The 16,981-nt window shown below is 53.0% G+C and carries 15 protein-coding genes; 9 read left to right on the top strand and 6 right to left on the bottom strand.

Going from position 1 to position 16,981, the window contains the following annotated elements; translation table 11 throughout:
• Positions 1–91 precede the first annotated feature (91 nt).
• The 4 genes from J2I46_RS14780 to J2I46_RS14765 all read left to right on the top strand — a co-directional run bounded on the left by J2I46_RS14780 (position 92) and on the right by J2I46_RS14765 (position 5,241).
• Positions 92–694 carry a NifU family protein gene (locus J2I46_RS14780; protein WP_207329817.1) on the top strand — a complete coding sequence of 201 codons (603 nt, stop codon included), beginning with the start codon at positions 92–94 and terminating at the stop codon, positions 692–694.
• A gap of 223 nt (positions 695–917) precedes the next feature.
• A complete protein-coding gene (locus tag J2I46_RS14775) occupies positions 918–2,366 on the top strand; it encodes a DUF5723 family protein (protein WP_229379767.1) in 1,449 nt (482 codons plus the stop codon).
• A 133-nt stretch (positions 2,367–2,499) separates the two neighbouring features.
• Positions 2,500–4,251 (top strand): aspartate--tRNA ligase, encoded by a 1,752-nt coding sequence (gene aspS / locus J2I46_RS14770; RefSeq protein WP_207329816.1) that lies wholly within the window; start codon positions 2,500–2,502, stop codon positions 4,249–4,251.
• A gap of 60 nt (positions 4,252–4,311) precedes the next feature.
• Complete coding sequence (locus J2I46_RS14765) at positions 4,312–5,241, top strand: Rpn family recombination-promoting nuclease/putative transposase (protein ID WP_207329815.1); 930 nt, start codon at positions 4,312–4,314, stop codon at positions 5,239–5,241.
• Positions 5,242–5,246: 5 nt separating this feature from the next.
• Here the strand turns inward: J2I46_RS14765 and J2I46_RS14760 are convergent, their stop codons facing one another.
• From J2I46_RS14760 to J2I46_RS14735, 6 genes are all read right to left on the bottom strand, one after another.
• The gene (locus J2I46_RS14760) at positions 5,247–5,918 is read right to left on the bottom strand and encodes a hypothetical protein (protein WP_207329814.1); all 672 of its coding nucleotides are present in this window, start codon (positions 5,916–5,918) and stop codon (positions 5,247–5,249) included.
• Between the two features lie 2 nt (positions 5,919–5,920).
• Positions 5,921–6,295, bottom strand: coding sequence for a PadR family transcriptional regulator (locus J2I46_RS14755; RefSeq protein WP_229379766.1), 375 nt, complete (start codon positions 6,293–6,295; stop codon positions 5,921–5,923).
• Positions 6,296–6,351: 56 nt separating this feature from the next.
• Entirely contained in the window at positions 6,352–6,795 is a 444-nt protein-coding gene (locus J2I46_RS14750; protein WP_207329813.1) for a 3-oxoacyl-ACP synthase, read from the bottom strand.
• A 141-nt stretch (positions 6,796–6,936) separates the two neighbouring features.
• Positions 6,937–7,224: a hypothetical protein gene (locus tag J2I46_RS14745; protein ID WP_207329812.1), complete on the bottom strand. Its 288-nt coding sequence runs from the start codon at positions 7,222–7,224 to the stop codon at positions 6,937–6,939.
• Positions 7,225–7,384: 160 nt separating this feature from the next.
• On the bottom strand, positions 7,385–8,032 hold the full coding sequence (locus J2I46_RS14740) for a GDSL-type esterase/lipase family protein (protein ID WP_207329811.1): 648 nt from the start codon (positions 8,030–8,032) through the stop codon (positions 7,385–7,387).
• Between the two features lie 49 nt (positions 8,033–8,081).
• A complete protein-coding gene (locus tag J2I46_RS14735; RefSeq protein ID WP_207329810.1) occupies positions 8,082–9,386 on the bottom strand; it encodes a UDP-N-acetylmuramoyl-tripeptide--D-alanyl-D-alanine ligase in 1,305 nt (434 codons plus the stop codon).
• Between the two features lie 30 nt (positions 9,387–9,416).
• Between J2I46_RS14735 and J2I46_RS14730 the strand changes: the two genes are divergently transcribed.
• The 5 genes from J2I46_RS14730 to J2I46_RS14710 all read left to right on the top strand — a co-directional run bounded on the left by J2I46_RS14730 (position 9,417) and on the right by J2I46_RS14710 (position 16,827).
• Positions 9,417–11,651 (top strand): T9SS type A sorting domain-containing protein, encoded by a 2,235-nt coding sequence (locus J2I46_RS14730; RefSeq protein ID WP_207329809.1) that lies wholly within the window; start codon positions 9,417–9,419, stop codon positions 11,649–11,651.
• A 13-nt stretch (positions 11,652–11,664) separates the two neighbouring features.
• Positions 11,665–11,997, top strand: coding sequence for a hypothetical protein (locus J2I46_RS14725; RefSeq protein ID WP_207329808.1), 333 nt, complete (start codon positions 11,665–11,667; stop codon positions 11,995–11,997).
• 334 nt (positions 11,998–12,331) lie between these two features.
• Entirely contained in the window at positions 12,332–13,762 is a 1,431-nt protein-coding gene (locus J2I46_RS14720) for an inorganic phosphate transporter (RefSeq protein WP_207329807.1), read from the top strand.
• A 202-nt stretch (positions 13,763–13,964) separates the two neighbouring features.
• A complete protein-coding gene (locus tag J2I46_RS14715; RefSeq protein WP_207329806.1) occupies positions 13,965–15,383 on the top strand; it encodes an inorganic phosphate transporter in 1,419 nt (472 codons plus the stop codon).
• A 124-nt stretch (positions 15,384–15,507) separates the two neighbouring features.
• A complete protein-coding gene (locus J2I46_RS14710) occupies positions 15,508–16,827 on the top strand; it encodes a putative porin (RefSeq protein WP_207329805.1) in 1,320 nt (439 codons plus the stop codon).
• The last annotated feature ends 154 nt before the right edge of the window (positions 16,828–16,981 follow it).

Genomic DNA, 16,981 nt, shown 5'->3' with positions numbered 1-16,981 from the left:
GCGCTACCCATTAGCGGAGCAACTGAAAACGGTAAACAGCAAACTGAAAACAGTCTTCGTGCGTTAAACCCAAAACGTCAAACGTACAGATATGCAAGCTGCCCTGCGTCCGCCGGTGTCAATTTATACGGAGCAAAGCCCCAATCCTAACTCGATGAAGTTCGTGCTGAACCGCGAACTCGTTCCCGATGGCCTTTCGTTCGACTACGCTGAACCGTCGGAAGCGTTGAAAGAAGGTAAAAATTCACCGTTGGCTGTGGCCCTGTTCGGTATCGACGAGGTACGTCGGGTATTCATTGCGGGAAATTTCGTTACCCTGACAAAAGACGAAGATGTTGACTGGGGCGAAATCATGTTCGAGGTCAAAGTCTTCCTGAAAGACTATTTCGAAGCTGATAAACCTGTTTTTGTCAAGCGCACAATCGATTTGAACAGCACTCGTGTTGAGGCTGATTCGGAGACAGTGCAGCAAATAAAAGCCGCCTTGGACCAATACGTCCGGCCAGCGGTAGAGTCAGATGGCGGAGCGATCAATTTCCACGCGTTCGATGAAGAGACTGGTACGGTAAAAGTGTTGCTACAAGGCTCATGCAGTGGTTGCCCTTCATCGACACTGACCCTGAAAGCGGGGATTGAAAACCTGCTGACCCGACTGGTTCCCGGCGTAAAGACCGTTGAAGCGGAGGGCGTTTAAGATTGGAGCCAGCGTTTCGGATACGTTGATTTTACCAATTCCGAAAGAAGTTAACGTACCTGAACCGGCAAACCTGTAACGTTAAGCTTTATTCGTTATCCGTTGAGTCAGAAAAGACAGGGGTCGCCAACGCTTTTTCGTAGCGTTGGCGTTTTTTTTGTACCCACATATAGGCATACGGCTTTATCGACGCATTTTTGCGGCCTGTTTAACAACACCACCATTGACTATTCATACTACACTGTCTCGTGTATGGCTGAGCGTTCTGAGTTTGCTTCCCATCACGACATTCGCTCAGAATCTGCTGGGCCTGACAACCAGCCCCAACGGCGGGATTCATCGGGCCTACCAGAATCCGGCTTGGCTGGCCGATTCACCGCATCGGTTTTACCTTAGTCTTGGTGCCGTAAATATTCACGCCAATAACAATTTCGTACGGTATCAGGCTCCTTTCTCGTTGTTACGGCTTGTGACCGGACAGGTGCCTAACCAATACCGTCAAGCCAATGGTGGTGTCAGGTTTGAGACCAGCTACACAGAAGAGATTCTGGATGGGCAGCCTAAAAATGGAACCGTCTGGGGCGAGTTCAGGGGGCCGGCGTTGCAAGTTGCCGTTGGCGAACGTACTGTCATTGGCTTATCGTCGCGGTTGCGGGCTAGCGGGCAGGTATGGGGCGCATCAGAACAGTTACTGTCGGCGGTTCGGGCCAGCCTGAACAGTGATGTATTATACAGTATTCCCAGTCGAAACAACGCTTTCAGCACGAATACCAATACCTATGCAGAAGTAGCCGCCAGCCTGGGGCACACGGTATACGATGAAGATGGCAGTAGTCTGATGATCGGCGTAACGGCCAAATACCTGGTTGGTTTCACGTCAGGTTACTTTGTCAACCAGGGGCTCAGCTACGAAATCTTGCCTGATCCCCTAACCCCGAGCCGGGGATACATGAACGTGAAAGAGATTGCCGGCGAGTTTGGCTACACAACGTACCTACAGAATCAGAACCTGTCGCTCCGGTCGCTGGTAAACGGTAACCCACCGGGCCGGGGCGTTGGCTTCGACCTGGGTATAGCCTACCGGATGCAGCCTGACCCCTATGGTGCTACGCTGAAAGCCGGTGCTGCCATCACCGATATTGGCTCAATCAACTACACCGGCGATGCCTACAAGATCAACCAGCAAAACCTGCGGTTCGTCAGCGAAGACTTCAATGAAGTACGGAACAGTGAACAGATCATCAATGTCATTCGCCAGAAACTGAAGGTTGACCCGGCCAACAACATCGGGTCGTTTACAAGTGGCCTGCCCACCTCGCTGAATCTGAATGTCGATTACGAACGGCCAGGCGGATTGGGTCTGCAGATAGCCTACTGGCAGGATTTGCGCGGAACGAGTGCCGTTGCCATGCACCAGCCCTCAGTGCTGGCCCTTGTGCCTCGTTTCAATAGCCGTTGGGCGGGTGTCTCATTGCCAGTTTCGTACGTGAACGGAGCGGCGCAGGTAGGCGTGTCGTTTCGGGCTGGCCCTGTCTGGGCAGGATCCGATAACGTGTTCGGCTTGTTGGGAACCAGCAAAAATGGTATCGCTCCCCGTGGTGTCGATGTCTATTTCGGACTGGCAATGGGCTTTGGCTCGCGTACTGGCACCGATAATGACAACGACCGATAAGTCAGGTTGTAGAACCTTCCGAATCTGTCTATTTTTGCGCCCAAATAGGGAGTTGGGAGTTAAGCGTTAAGAATCAAGAGTGGCGAACTACGCTTAATTCTTAACGCTTAACTCCCAACTCTTAACTCTTCCTATGTTAAGAACACATACCTGTGGCGAACTGCGTTCGTCGGATATAAATAAAACGGTCAGCCTGAGTGGCTGGGTACAAACCATTCGTGATAAAGGCGGCGTGCTTTGGATCGATCTGCGCGATCGCTATGGTATTACGCAGGTAATTCTGGAAGAAGGCGTTACGCAGGCTGATCTCTTCAAGACGGCGCGTACACTGGGTCGCGAGTTTGTCATTCAGGCAACGGGCACGGTAACCGAACGGCAGTCGAAAAACCCGAACATTTCGACTGGCGATATCGAGGTACGTCCTACGGCGCTGGTTGTGCTGAACCCGGCCAAATTGCCCCCGTTCCTGATTGAAGATGACACCGATGGCGGCGACGACCTGCGCCTGCGCTACCGGTACCTGGATCTGCGCCGTAACCCCGTTCGCCGCAATCTTGAACTACGCCATCAGGTAGCCCGCCGGACCCGCGAGTACATGGACGGCCAGGACTTTATTGAGGTGGAAACGCCGGTGCTGATCAAATCGACGCCCGAAGGTGCCCGCGATTTTGTAGTGCCAAGCCGCATGAATCCGGGTGAGTTCTACGCGCTGCCCCAGTCGCCGCAGACATTCAAGCAACTGCTGATGGTGTCTGGTTTCGACCGGTACTACCAGATCGTGAAGTGTTTCCGCGATGAAGACCTGCGCGCCGACCGGCAGCCCGAATTCACGCAGATCGACTGCGAAATGTCGTTTGTGGAGCAGGAAGACATCCTGAACATGTTCGAAGGCTTGACGCGTCATCTGTTCAAGACGGTGAAGAACATCGATCTGGCCGAAGTGCCCCGGATGACCTACGCCGACGCCATGCGCCTGTACGGTTCTGATAAACCTGATATCCGGTTCGACATGCAGTTTGTGGAACTGACCGAGCAGGTTCAGGGTAAAGGCTTCCCCGTGTTTGATAGCGCCGAGCTGGTTGTAGGTATCTGTGCTACCGGTGCGGCTATGTTCACGCGGAAGCAGCTCGATGAACTGACCGAATGGGTGAAACGCCCGCAGATTGGTGCCAAAGGTTTGATTTATGCCCGCGTGGCTGAAGATGGGAGCGTGAAATCGTCTGTCGATAAATTCTATTCCGACGACGAGCGCAAAGCCTGGGCAACGACGTTTAACGCGAAGCCGGGTGATCTGCTCTTGATTATGGCGGGCGAAGCCAACAAGGCGCGTAAACAGATGAACGAGCTTCGTCTGGAAATGGGTACCCGTCTGGGCCTGCGCAATCCCGACGATTACAAAGTGCTGTGGGTGCTCGACTTCCCGCTGCTCGAATATGGTGAAGAAGAAGCGCGCTGGTTCGCCATGCACCACCCGTTTACCTCGCCAAAACCCGAAGATATTCCGCTGCTCGATACCGATCCGGGTGCCGTGCGGGCCAACGCCTATGACCTTGTTATCAACGGGACGGAAGTAGGAGGGGGCTCTATCCGGATTTTCAACCGGGAGCTGCAGGCACGTATGTTCAGCCTGCTCGGTTTTTCTGACGAGGAGGCAAAAAATCAGTTCGGCTTCCTGATGGATGCGTTCGAGTTTGGTGCGCCACCACACGGTGGTATCGCCTTCGGTTTCGACCGCCTTTGCTCGCTCTTCGGTGGCGTCGACAGCATCCGCGACTTTATCGCTTTTCCAAAGAACAACGCCGGCCGCGACGTCATGATCGATTCCCCATCCATTATCTCCGATAAGCAACTCGACGAGTTGAAGATCAAAACAACGGTAGCGTAGGCGTAGTGCATTGCTAATGAACTGGTTGTATATTAACTATGCTTTTGATTCACTAAAGCCATGCAGGAAAAATATATCAACCCGTTTACCGATTTCGGTTTCAAGAAAATCTTTGGGGAGGAAGCAAATAAAGACCTCCTCATGGATTTTTTGAATGAATTGCTGCCCGATCGTGGCCGAATTACGGACCTGACGTTTCTGAAAAATGAGCAGTTAGGGGTTTCGCCCGTCGACCGTAAAGCTGTCTTCGATCTGTATTGTCAGACAGACACGGGCGAGCGGTTCATCGTTGAAATTCAGAAAGCGAGGCAGAAATATTTCAAAGACAGAAGCATTTATTACGCTACGTTTCCTATTCAGGAACAGGCACAAACCGGCGACTGGGATTTTAGGCAAACGGGCGTATATACTGTGGCCGTGATGGACTTTATCTTCGATGAAGATCCGGCCGAAAGGAACAAACTGCGGCATGATATTCAACTTATGGATATTGAAACCCACCGGATTTTCTTTCCGAAGTTGCGGTTCATTTATTTGGAAATGCCCAAGTTCAGCAAGTCAATCGATGAGTTGGAAACGCGATATGAGAAGTGGTTGTATGTGCTCAAAAACCTAGCTCGGTTGGAGCGTGTACCCGAGCGATTGCAGGAACGGATTTTTACCAAACTCTTTCAGGTGGCAGAATTAGCGCAGTTTAACGAAACTGACCGTTGGGCATATCAGGACAGTCTAAAACATTACCGGGACCTGAAAAACGTAACCGATACCGCGACTGAAGAAGGCTACCTTGAGGGGAAAGCTGAAGGAAAAGCCGAGGGAAAAGCTGAAGGACTGGCTGAAGGACTGGCTGAGGGACTGGCTGAAGGTCAGGCAAAAGCCAATCGCGAAATAGCTCTTAATGCTATTCGTCGAGGGCTTGATAACTCGCTTATTTCAGCATTAACGGGCTTGGCCGAGTCGGAGGTTGAACAGTTGCGTACCAGGCGCTGATCGCGTTACGCCAGCCGCTTGCGATATACGAACGCCAGCATGTGCATACCCGCCCATTCGTGAATGATCACCAGCGTCATGGCTAGCGCGCACAAAATGGGTTGTGTTTCTGCAAAATGGCGTATGGGTAGCCAAGTAGAAAGTTGTAATATCCAAATGGTCGATTGAACCATCAGAAACGTTGGGGCTGAGGTCGCCTGTAATGAGAATGTACCTGCTTGTATGTGCCGATACATGGCTATAAAGGCATAAATAAAAACTCCTGTAAACAAACAGAGGATGCCGAAAAAGGCAAAATCGCTGAGGATGTCCAGTTTATCCGAAATAGCGGCGAACGGGAACGTGCGAACGATGCCGTAGCAAATCGCCCAAACCAGCAGGGTGTAGCCAAAACCGGGTAGCTGGAACGCTTTTTTAAACGCATCACGGTACACACGCGAATTGGTTTGCGCCTGCGTTTTCTGATAATTCTCCTCCATGTTCAGCAGTCCCTTTCGCCCACCAAATGAGCGGTGCACATCCTGTAGTGCTACCTCAAATGGTACGTTTTGGGCCAACTTATCTGAAATGGCATCAGCGTAGTGATCCGTTAATTCAGCGATCAGATCGTTGTTGAGCAACCAGTTATCGCTGCGCAGGTGCTTGTCGATAAGGGTGAGTTGGGCAGGCGTGAGCATCGTTAGAAGGCAGGTTTAGGCGCTGGAAAAGCGGGAGCCAGGATCGTTTGCAGGTTTTGCATAAACGCCATCAACTCATCGACTCGGTTGACAGCTTCGGTTTTGCCGGTCTTCGTCAGCGAATAGTATTTCCGCGCCCGTCCGTCGACCACTTCAGTTTCAGTCGTAAGCAGTCCCTCCGCTTCGAGTTTGTGTAGCGCGGGGTACAGCGCACCTTCGGTAATGGCTACGCCGCCCGCCGTGAGGGCTTTTACCTGCTGCGTGATTTCGTAGCCGTACATCCGCTCGCGGTTTTCAAGCAGTTTCAGGATAATTACCGACAGGCTTCCCTTCAATAACGGTTGATTCGCTTTGTCATTCATGGCCCAAAAGTGCATAAAAAAAGTATACCTACAACTTCTAGATATACTTTTTTTATGGGTATCTGGATGGGTTAGTCGATTGCTTCGATAAGGTATCTGACGTTGTTGAAGATCGCCGTGTCGCCTACGCGCTTGCCGCGAAGGGCCGTACCGATAGGCGAGGCCGCCGAAACGGCTATGTAGTCAGCGCCATCCAGCGAAATACGCCCGGCGCTGATGCTGATGAAGAAGGTTCCCCGCGTTGTTTTTACGAGGCTTCCCGCCCGAACTACGGTTGCTGGGGCTAAATCAATATGCTGGAGTTCCTGGAGTGTTCGCTGCGCGTCGGCCAGCAACTGGGCGTGGCGGTCGCGTTCAAGCTGTGCCATGGCCCGGCCGGTTTCGTATTTATCGCCCGCCGAACTCTTCGACTCTGAATTGGCCGACTCCTGAGCGGCACGCATGGCCTCCGTAGCGGTGTCGATGCGCTGCTGTACGTAAGCGAGGCACTGATTGTATAAAAACTGTTTACTCATGGGTTGGATCGGCGGCTGCACATGGTGGAAAAACGGGATGCTGGCCTCATTCAGTTTGGGTACAACAAAAAAACCTGACAAACTGCTCACGTCGAAAGCGAGCAATTTATCAGGTTTAGTGTAAACCCAAAAGTTAGTACACTACAGTTTCTCTTTCACAACTGCCGCGTCTTTTTTAACCTGGTCTTTCACCATTTTCTTATCGGCCTGGTACGTCTTCTTGCGGTCAGCTTTCAACGCTTCTTTGTCACCATTCATCTTGTCGGCCTTGCGGTCGGCTTTCAATGATTTAAGCGCCTCTTTGTCGGCGGCCACTTCGGCTTTCTTCTCAGCCGTTACCATTTTCTTCGCCGCTTTATTGTCTTGTGCGCTGGCGGCGCCAAACACAGATAGCGTTAGCGCTATCGCCACTACAAATGCCTGTTTCATAATCGTTTCGTTATGTTGGTTTATGCGTCGTTCAACTAAGAACGTACCCACACGGGTCAGCTATGGTGAGCGCGCAGGGTAAAGCTATCCGGTGCTGGTTAAAGGGCCGTGAAGCTGCAGTTAAACATCAGTTAAACCGATTATGAGCAGAGCAATCCCGCTATTTCAGCAAGGGGCCGATCACGCCTTTCCAGACCTCGTAACCCTGCGGGGTCATGTGCAGGCTGTCGGCTTTGAATAACTCGGGACGGGGCTGCCCGTTGGCACCGAGCATAGGCGTGTACACATCCGCGAAAGCCGTATTCCGCTGACCGGCCAGGTACTGTTTGATCATCTGATTGGCTTCAGCCGAAGCGGGCATAGATTTTCGTCGCGCCGGGCTGGGCTTTATCGCAATGTAGGTGATGTTGGCGTTGGGCAATTGTTTCCGCGTCAGCATAAAGAAGGTCAGAAACTGGCTGTATACGTCTTTAGCCGATCTGTTCTGCTGGCCAATGTCGTTATCGCCTTCGTATACCACAATCTGCTTGGGGCTATACGGTAACACCAGCTTGGGTATGTAGCGAATCAGGTCGCTCATGGTGGAGCCGCCAAAACCGCGCTGAATAATAGGTTTGCCCGGAAACGCTTCTTTTAAGCCGTCCCAGTAGCGGATAGACGAGCTACCTACGAACAGAATACCATTGGCTGGCGGGGTCTTGTCCTGCGCTTCCATCGTGGCAATTTCGGCGTCGTAATTTGTTTGTGCCAGTGCCGGTAGGGTCAGCATCGTCAGCAAGACCGCCAGCGAAAAGAGTGTATTTTTCATGGTTGAATGGAATTTGTTTGATAGTAAGACTAGCCAGACTGGAAAACGTTTAAATGAACTGCACCACACTCTCCAGACCCATGCCACGCGATCCTTTGATCAGGATGTTGGTGTTGGTCAGCGGATTGTCGGCAATCCAGTTGTGGAGCGAAAACTTGTCAGGGAAATAATACGCTTTAGGTAAAGCTGGTAAAGCGTACTTCATGTCTTTCCCCGCCAGAATGACCAGATCGAAATGCTGTTCGGCCACCAACGTACCCAGCGCGGCATGTTCGGCGGGGCTTTCGTCGCCCAGTTCGTACATATCACCCAGCAGCACGGCTTTTCGTGGCGCGGGGCCGTCGCCGGAATGACGTTGCCCAAACTGCTTTATGGCAGCAGCCATCGAACTGGGGTTGGCGTTGTAGGCGTCGAGCAGAATGGTATTGGTCCCCTTCACCATCACCTGCGACCGGTTGTTGGTTGGATTATACGCCGCCACAGCCTCGTTGGCCTCCGTTTCAGGTACGTCGAAATAAGCGCCGATAGCGAGTGCAGCGGCCATATTCTCAAAATTGTACCGGCCCGGCAGATGCGTCTGGATGGTATCGCCGTTGGCCGATCGGTATACGGCAACGGGGGCTTCGAGCAGCAACTCAGGCTGGTTGTTGGTCAGGTAAAAAACGGTGTTGGCCAGCGTACGTTCGGCGTGCATCGATACCAGCGTTTCATTCTGCGCATTCACGAAGAACGTGCCACCCGTTTCGGCCAGGTAATCGAGTAGCTCGCCTTTACCTTTCCGTACGCCCGCCAGCCCGCCGAAACCTTCGAGGTGCGCTTTGCCTACGTTGGTCAGCAGGCCGTGGGTAGGCTCGCAAATCCGGCAGAGCATGGCAATTTCCTGCTGATGGTTTGCGCCCATTTCTACCACCGCCATCTGGCAGGTAGCCGAGTTGATGCGCAACAGCGTCAGCGGCACGCCGATGTGGTTGTTCAGGTTACCTTTAGTGGCCTCAGTAACGTACCGGCGGCTCAATACGGCGGCAATTAGTTCTTTGGTCGTGGTTTTGCCGTTGCTCCCCGTCAGGCCAATAACCGGGCAGGTGAACTGCTGACGGTGGTGCCGGGCCAGGTTCTGAAGCGCGGTCAGCGTATCGGCGACCAGCAGGCAGCGGTCATCGGCAGCAGCCACGGCGGGGTCATCGACAAGGGCGTAGCTGGCTCCGGTTGCCAGGGCCTGCAGGGCAAACTCATTGGCGTTGAAGGTGTCGCCGCGCAGGGCCACGAAGAGGCAATTGGGCGTAATTTGGCGTGTATCGGTAGATACGCCGCTGCAAGTCAGAAATTTATCGTAGAGGAGGGTTGTTGATGTCATAAGTGGCCCCTGATTTCGTTCAAAAGTAAGATGAAAAACTGGTTTACGACGGTTCTGTGCTTACTGGCAGTAGGGGGATCACCCACAGGTGTGATGGCTCAGCGTATTTCGTTCGAGTACGATCAACGCGCCTCAGTAACGGTATCGGGTCGAGCGCTGCCCAATGCCTGGGCTGGTGGACTGAATACCTGCCAGTTCAATACGATTGCCCTTAACGCCGACGCCCGGCCCGATCTGGTCGTGTTTGACCGCACCACCGACAAAATCAGCACATTTCTGGCGGCTACCGATGCCACGGGTGCATTCGTCTGGCAATATGCCCCGCAATATGAAAAGCAGTTTCCCATTTTCATTAACTGGATGGTGCTGATCGATTACGACGGCGATGGCAGGAAAGACCTGTTTGCGTCGGCTCCGTCGGGCGCGCAGGTATGGCGCAACACGTCGACCACGGCGGGTACGTTAACCTGGCAACTGATTGCTTCCCCGATCTATCAGGAAGGATTATCGGCCCGAACAAACCTCTACGTGGCCGGGCTGGATACCCCCGTTATTCAGGATTATGACGGCGATGGCGATGTAGACGTAATAGCATTCGACGTGGGCGGCAACCTGGCCGTGTATTATCAGAACATGAGTAAGGAACGCACCAGTACCGTAGCTCCCGCTGGACTGGATTTCAAGCGTATGGGTACCTGCTGGGGTAACTTTCAAAAAGAGTTCTGCAATGATTTTCAGTTCGGTATCAACTGTGATGCCGCTGGCGGTCGGCAGGGATTACCCAATGCGCGGCCGTTGCATACGGGCAACGCCATTTCCATGTTCGATACCGACGGCGATGGACTGAAGGAACTGCTGTTTGGGTACGTTAGCTGCCCGAATGTGGCGGTACTTTATAACCGGACGAGCAACTCGGCCAAGGCTGATTTTTACAAATTCGACGCCAATTTTCCGGCAAAAAATTCGATTCAGTTTCCCGCATTTGCCGCTACGTTTTTTGAAGATGTCGATGGCGACGGGCGCACCGACTTGCTGGCCTCGCCGAGCGTATATACTAACGATGGTAACGTATTCGATTTCCGGGCATCGAACCTGCTGTACCGAAACGTAGGTACGGCCGCAAAACCTGATTTTCAATACGTCAAGCCCGATTTCCTACAGGCTGATATGATCGACCTGGGCGAGAATGCAGCCCCGGCGCTGGCTGATCTGGATGGCGATGGCGATCTGGATTTGCTCGTAGGTCATAGCGGAAATGTAGGCGCGAAGGGCTTCCGGGCCAGCCTGTGGCAGTTCGAAAACCGGGGCACGGCTACCAGTCCGGCGTTTACGCTTCTGACGACCGATTACCTGGGTCTCATGCAAAGTGATTCGCTAACTAACCTGCGCCCTACGTTCGCTGACCTTGACGGCAATGGCTCGCTCGATCTGGTGCTGACGGGAAGCGGTATTACAGGGTCCATCATTCAGTGGTGGCCTAATGCGGCGGTGAAGAATGCGGCAGTGCAGTTTAACCGCTTGTCAGTAAAGTTGCTTACGTTACCCGGTTCGGTTGGTTATTCGAGCAGCGAGGCCATTACGTTCACGGATATTGATGCCGACGGGAAGCTTGATCTGCTGGTTGGCGGCTCGGCGGGGAATATAACGTACCTGCGCAATTCAGGTACGTTGGCGGCACCGGCTTTCCAGCTTCAAACCGATTCATATGGTGGATTCGGCGTTGATCTGCTGGCTCGAAACCCTTCGTTAACCATGCTCGACGTCAATGCCGACAAACAGCCCGAACTGCTGGTAGCCACGCGAGCCGGCAAGTTCAGACTATACCGCCCGGCGGCGCAACCAACCCAGCGGGGTACGTTGCTCGACACGCTGGGTACGTTGGGTTATCCCGGCATTGGCCTGGCTGTAGCGGCGGGTGATCTCGACGGTGACGGCCTGCCCGATCTGGTTATCGGCACGGCCTCGGGCGGGTTGCGGTACGTTCGGAATACATCGGAAAAAGTGACCGTGCTGGCTGTTGAGGAAACCGAAAAAGCATGGGCTTTCCCGAACCCGACGGAGCGGTACGTGACGGTTCGTGCGCCCTACGCCGGGCGGATCGACGTGCTGAGTCTGGATGGTCGGCGCGTGACTGTGCCGCAACTTGTTGGCGGCAATAGCGATGCGTTACTTGATCTGGGTACGTTGCCGGCTGGCGTGTATCTGCTCCGGCTCACTGCCGAGGATAAACCAACAAAAGTCAGTCGGGTGGTGTTAGTTCGCTAAACACTTGACGACTATGAACAACGAAGACGACGATCTGGATCTGAACATTCCTGATCAACAAAGTGGCGATATGCCCGGTAACGATGTCAACAGTGAATCAGCCATTTACGCTGATCTGGGCATCGATGGCCAGCCCGATAACATGAATCCAGGCAACGAAGAGGCCTCTGACACGATCCTGTACACAGATAACGCCGTAGCGACCGACATGACCGATATGGTGTCGGAAAAAGCAAGTTACGACAGCGACCTCCCTGCCGATCTGTATAACGATCTTGACAATGTAGACGAGGCAAAGATGCAGGCGGAAGTGGATCAGTTATCCGACGAAGAAGGCAACGCTTAATGTAGGGGAGGATTCGATCGCTTGCTGGTGAGTGGAGTGAGCATAATGTTTCAAGGTCAATTGTTCAACTACATGACAAAGCGCTGCTTAACTCAGCATGTTCGAACGACTAAACTGGTAAAGCACTAGTGAAGCAAAATGCCAGAAACTTTTCAGGCTGAATCCATTACCCGAGAGTAAGTACTTATACGCATAAGCCCTCGCTGAACAGGCGGGGGCTTTGTGTTTTGGTTAACAATTTCTTAACGGAATGATAGCCGAACTCCTTCAAACAATGGTCAACTTTGTAACAGCTTACTCGTAATAGATTAAGTGTAACTAACTCACTATCTGTATGTTCGGCTTAGAGACCGGCATTTTCGTTCTTCTGGCCCTGTGCCTGTTAGCGGCCTGTGCTTTCGAATTTATCAACGGTTTCCACGATACGGCCAATGCCGTGGCCACCGTCATCTACACCAATTCGCTGCAACCCACCCAGGCCGTGGTCTGGTCGGGCATCGTCAACTTCATCGGGGTTATCACCGGGGGCGTGGGCGTGGGCATGAGTATTGTCAACCTGCTGCCCGTCGAGCTGCTCATTGATCAGAACGTGTATCACAGCATTGCCATGGTGCTGGCCCTGCTGTTCTCGGCTATCATCTGGAACTTCGGCACCTGGTATTTCGGCTTGCCCGCTTCCAGTTCACACACCCTGATCGGGGCTATTCTGGGTGTGGGGTTGGGCTATGCGCTGTTACCTGAGAACACAATAGGTGTCGCGGCCGTAAACTGGGACAAGGCGAAAGAGGTGTTTGCGGCCCTGTTGCTGTCGCCCCTGATCGGTTTTAGCCTGGCCATTATCCTGATGTTTGTGTTGCGGCGCACGCTGAGCAAAGATCTTCGTAAGCAACTGTTCGACGAGCCGCATCCCGGTCAGCATCCGCCGTTCTGGGTACGTGTGTTGCTGATTATCACCTGTACGCTGGTTAGTTTTTTCCACGGCCGTAACGACGGTCAGAAAGGCATCGGTCTGGTCATGCTTATCCTGATCGGTATCCTGCCAACATATTTCGCTATCGATACCCGGCTGGATATCAAAGAGCTGGCTCCTGATCTGGCGGTTGTTCAACAGAAGGTGAGCATGATCGATAAGAGCCAGCTGTCTGCTACTGATCTGGCGCGGATTCAAACCATCAATGACAATCTGGCCAGTTTGCAACCGGCCATTACATCGGGGGCTTACGCGCAAAAAGACGCTATTCAGATCCGGAAAGCCCTCCTGACTATTAGTAGCAGTACCCGCAAACTGATGGATAGTGACGCCGTGAAACTAAGCGTTGAAGACCGTTCGGTGCTGGCAAAATCAGCTACTGTTGAAGAAATAGGCTTACGTCGGTTCACCGACCATGCGCCGTTTTGGGTCATTCTGATGATCTCGCTGTCGCTAGGTTTTGGTACCATGATTGGCTGGAAACGGATCGTGGTGACGGTGGGCGAGAAGATCGGCAAGTCGCATCTGACCTACGCACAGGGAGCCTCGGCCGAACTGGTTGCTGCTGCCACGATTGGCCTGGCCTCGGGCCTGATTCCAAACTTCAAAGCGCCAGTGAGCACTACCCATGCCTTGTCGTCGGGTATTGCCGGGGCGATGGTAGCCAGTAAGGGGATCAAGAACCTTCAGGCCAAAACCGTGCAGAGCATTGCGCTCGCCTGGGTACTGACCCTACCCGTTGCCGTTCTCCTTTCGGCTACCCTGTTTATGCTTTTCCGCTGGATACTGGGTTAGAAAAGTCCAGGAATAATCGTAGTCCCTCACGATCCTGTCTGCAAGGATCGTGAGGGACTTTTTTGTGGGTATTATCTGAATATTACCCTAATGTTAACAACATAACAATCTGTTAATATTGATTTAGCCATTCTGATTTCTAATGTACTCAATTTTGCACCACTCAATCGTGAGTACAATTCGTAACTAACTTGCAATCTGTATGTTCGGCTTAGAGACCGGCGTTTTTATTCTTCTCGTCTTCTGTTTACTGGCGGCCTGTGCTTTTGAATTCATCAACGGTTTCCACGATACGGCCAATGCCGTGGCCACCGTCATCTACACCAATTCGCTGCAACCCACCCAGGCCGTGGTCTGGTCGGGCATCGTCAACTTCATCGGGGTCATCACCGGGGGCGTGGGCGTGGGCATGAGTATTGTCAACCTGCTGCCCGTCGAGCTGCTCATTGATCAGAACGTGTATCACAGCATCGCCATGGTGCTGGCCCTGCTGTTCTCGGCTATCATCTGGAACTTCGGCACCTGGTATTTCGGCTTGCCCGCTTCCAGTTCACACACCCTGATCGGGGCCATCATTGGCGTAGGTCTTGGCTACGCGCTGTTGCCCGACAACGCAATGGGGGTAGCTGCCGTGAACTGGGATAAAGTAAAGGAGGTATTCTCGGCCCTGTTGCTGTCGCCTCTGATCGGTTTCAGTCTTGCTATTGTGCTGATGTTCACGTTGCGCCGCACGTTGAATAAGCAGATCCGGAAGCAGATCTTCGACGAGCCAACGCCGGGCGAAACTCCTCCGGGCTGGATTCGGATGTTGCTGATCTTCACCTGTACGCTGGTTAGCTTTTTCCACGGCCGGAATGATGGTCAGAAAGGGATTGGCTTGGTCATGCTCATTCTGATTGGCGTTCTCCCCACATTCTTCGCACTCGACACCAGTATCGACATCGCCCAGTTGAAGCCCGATCTGGCGAAGGTTCAACAGATTACAGCTCGCATCGATACGGCTCATTTGTCGAAAAGCGATATGGAGCGGTTGCAGAAAATCAACACGAGCATCACTAATCTGGCACCCGTTGTAGCGGCCAATACGTACAAGAAGGAAGAAGCCCTCCTGATTCGGAAGGCGCTGTTGACGATCAGCAGCAATAGCAAAAAACTGATTGCCAGTGAAGATGTGAAGCTGAGCGCTGCCGATAAAGACGAGTTGAGAGCAACGGCGGTAAAAGAAGAAAAAGGCATTCGCAAGTTTACCGACCATGCGCCGTTCTGGGTCATTCTAATGATTTCCCTATCGCTGGGCTTTGGTACCATGATTGGCTGGAAACGGATCGTGGTGACGGTGGGCGAGAAGATCGGTAAGTCGCACCTGACCTACGCGCAGGGGGCTTCGGCCGAACTGGTCGCCGCCACAACAATCGGGCTGGCATCCTGGTACACACTGCCCGTTAGTACGACCCACGCGCTATCGTCGGGTATTGCTGGGTCGATGGTGGCTAGCAAGGGGATCAAGAACCTTCAGGCCAAAACCGTACAGAGCATTTTGCTGGCCTGGGTGCTTACGTTACCGGCGGCGATCCTGTTGTCGGCCACGCTGTTCATGCTCTTCCGCTGGATACTCAGCTAATTCATCACCCACCTTCATGAATAGGGCACCGCTTTAACTGGCGGTGCCTGCCAAACCCTCACTATGACAAACCGTTATGGTTAGGATTTCTGTTGCCAGTACCCGCCCAATATGAACCTCAAAGATGAAAAAGAATCAAGTACACTGGCTGTTTATACTGCTGTTAAGTAGTGTGCAGGCAATGGCTCAGCAACAGGGGAATCTGTCGGAGAGTAGCATTGACACCACAAGGCAAAAGGCCCTGCAGGCGATCGTCAACAAGTACGAGTACGTGAACATCTCCGGCTACATTCAGCCGCAGTTTCAGATCGGTGAAACGCCAGGGCAGCGTAGCTTCAATGGCGGCGACCTGCCAGCGGGCGTGGAAAGTCGATTCAGCGTGCGCCGGGGACGACTTCGGATCGATTATGCTCATTTCGATGCACAGAAGCGGCCAACCGTTCTGTTCGTCTTTCAATTCGATGGCACCGAACGCGGCATGCAGACCCGCGATTTCTGGGGCCGTTTTTACGAGCACAAACTGGATCTGTTTCATGTTACGGCCGGTTTATTTGCCCGCCCGTTCGGGTTTGAAGTCAACTACGGATCGGGCGACCGTGAATCGCCGGAGCGGGGCCGGATGTCGCAACTGCTGATGCGTACCGAACGCGATCTGGGTGCCATGCTGACGTTTGAACCCCGTAACCCAACCCATCCGTTACGCTTTTTAAAGGTCGACGCAGGTCTGTTCAACGGGCCGGGTTTGGCCAGTGTCAGCGATTACGACGGCCATAAGGATTTTATTAGCCGACTGACTGTTAAGCCGCAACTGCTTGGCAAATCAGGCGTGCAGGTGACGGGCAGTGTATCGGGTTATTGGGGTGGTATCGGCCAATTCACGAACGATATTTACCGCATGAACGGCTCGGCAGATTCACCCGCTTTCGTGGTCGATGGAACGGTGGTGTCGCCGGGTACGATAGCACCCCGCCGTTATTACGGGGCCGATCTCCAGGTACGTATCCCAAACCGGAGAGGACGTACCGAGTTCCGGGCCGAATACATTCAAGGCACGCAGACGGCCAACAAGGCCAGCACCGAAACGCCGGGTGTTGTTCCGAACCCGGTATCAGCGCCAACGGCCAGTCCATTATATGTTCGGCAGTTCAGCGGCGCGTATTTTTATTACCTCCAGCATCTGGGCAGCGAGAAACACCAGTTTGTGGCTAAGTACGACTGGTATGACCCCAATACACAGGTAGCCGGGAAGCAGATCGACGGGAAGTTCGGTTGGGCTGATATTCGCTACAATACGCTTGGCCTGGGGTATCTCTATTACGTAAATAGTAACCTGAAGCTGGTGCTATGGTATGATATTCCTGTCAATGAATCGACGAACCTGCCCGGTTATGAAAATGACGTACCTGACAACCTGCTGACTGTTAGAACCCAATACCGCTTCTGAAGACGATGCCGTACGGGGGGCTACTAACTGTTCTGCGTTCAATTGATAAAAATAACGCCACGATACTGTGCCGGAAACGGTTGGCAGAAGCCAATGTGTCCGAATTTTACTCAACGGACTCTCTGGTAAGGAGCTCGTTTTTTTGTGGTTTATA

It is taken from the genome of Fibrella forsythiae, from assembly GCF_017353175.1.
Lineage (GTDB): Bacteria > Bacteroidota > Bacteroidia > Cytophagales > Spirosomataceae > Fibrella > Fibrella forsythiae.
This window is presented reverse-complemented; position numbering and strand designations above follow the sequence as displayed.

Excerpts from the sequence above, each read along its gene's own strand:
- J2I46_RS14780 (WP_207329817.1), top strand. The coding sequence starts at position 92 with ATGCAAGCTGCCCTGCGTCCGCCGGTGTCAATTTATACGGAGCAAAGC.
- aspS (WP_207329816.1), top strand. The coding sequence starts at position 2,500 with ATGTTAAGAACACATACCTGTGGCGAACTGCGTTCGTCGGATATAAAT.
- J2I46_RS14765 (WP_207329815.1), top strand. The coding sequence starts at position 4,312 with ATGCAGGAAAAATATATCAACCCGTTTACCGATTTCGGTTTCAAGAAA.
- J2I46_RS14760 (WP_207329814.1), bottom strand. The coding sequence starts at position 5,918 with ATGCTCACGCCTGCCCAACTCACCCTTATCGACAAGCACCTGCGCAGC.
- J2I46_RS14755 (WP_229379766.1), bottom strand. The coding sequence starts at position 6,295 with ATGCACTTTTGGGCCATGAATGACAAAGCGAATCAACCGTTATTGAAG.
- J2I46_RS14750 (WP_207329813.1), bottom strand. The coding sequence starts at position 6,795 with ATGAGTAAACAGTTTTTATACAATCAGTGCCTCGCTTACGTACAGCAG.
- J2I46_RS14745 (WP_207329812.1), bottom strand. The coding sequence starts at position 7,224 with ATGAAACAGGCATTTGTAGTGGCGATAGCGCTAACGCTATCTGTGTTT.
- J2I46_RS14740 (WP_207329811.1), bottom strand. The coding sequence starts at position 8,032 with ATGAAAAATACACTCTTTTCGCTGGCGGTCTTGCTGACGATGCTGACC.
- J2I46_RS14735 (WP_207329810.1), bottom strand. The coding sequence starts at position 9,386 with ATGACATCAACAACCCTCCTCTACGATAAATTTCTGACTTGCAGCGGC.
- J2I46_RS14730 (WP_207329809.1), top strand. The coding sequence starts at position 9,417 with ATGAAAAACTGGTTTACGACGGTTCTGTGCTTACTGGCAGTAGGGGGA.
- J2I46_RS14725 (WP_207329808.1), top strand. The coding sequence starts at position 11,665 with ATGAACAACGAAGACGACGATCTGGATCTGAACATTCCTGATCAACAA.
- J2I46_RS14720 (WP_207329807.1), top strand. The coding sequence starts at position 12,332 with ATGTTCGGCTTAGAGACCGGCATTTTCGTTCTTCTGGCCCTGTGCCTG.
- J2I46_RS14715 (WP_207329806.1), top strand. The coding sequence starts at position 13,965 with ATGTTCGGCTTAGAGACCGGCGTTTTTATTCTTCTCGTCTTCTGTTTA.
- J2I46_RS14710 (WP_207329805.1), top strand. The coding sequence starts at position 15,508 with ATGAAAAAGAATCAAGTACACTGGCTGTTTATACTGCTGTTAAGTAGT.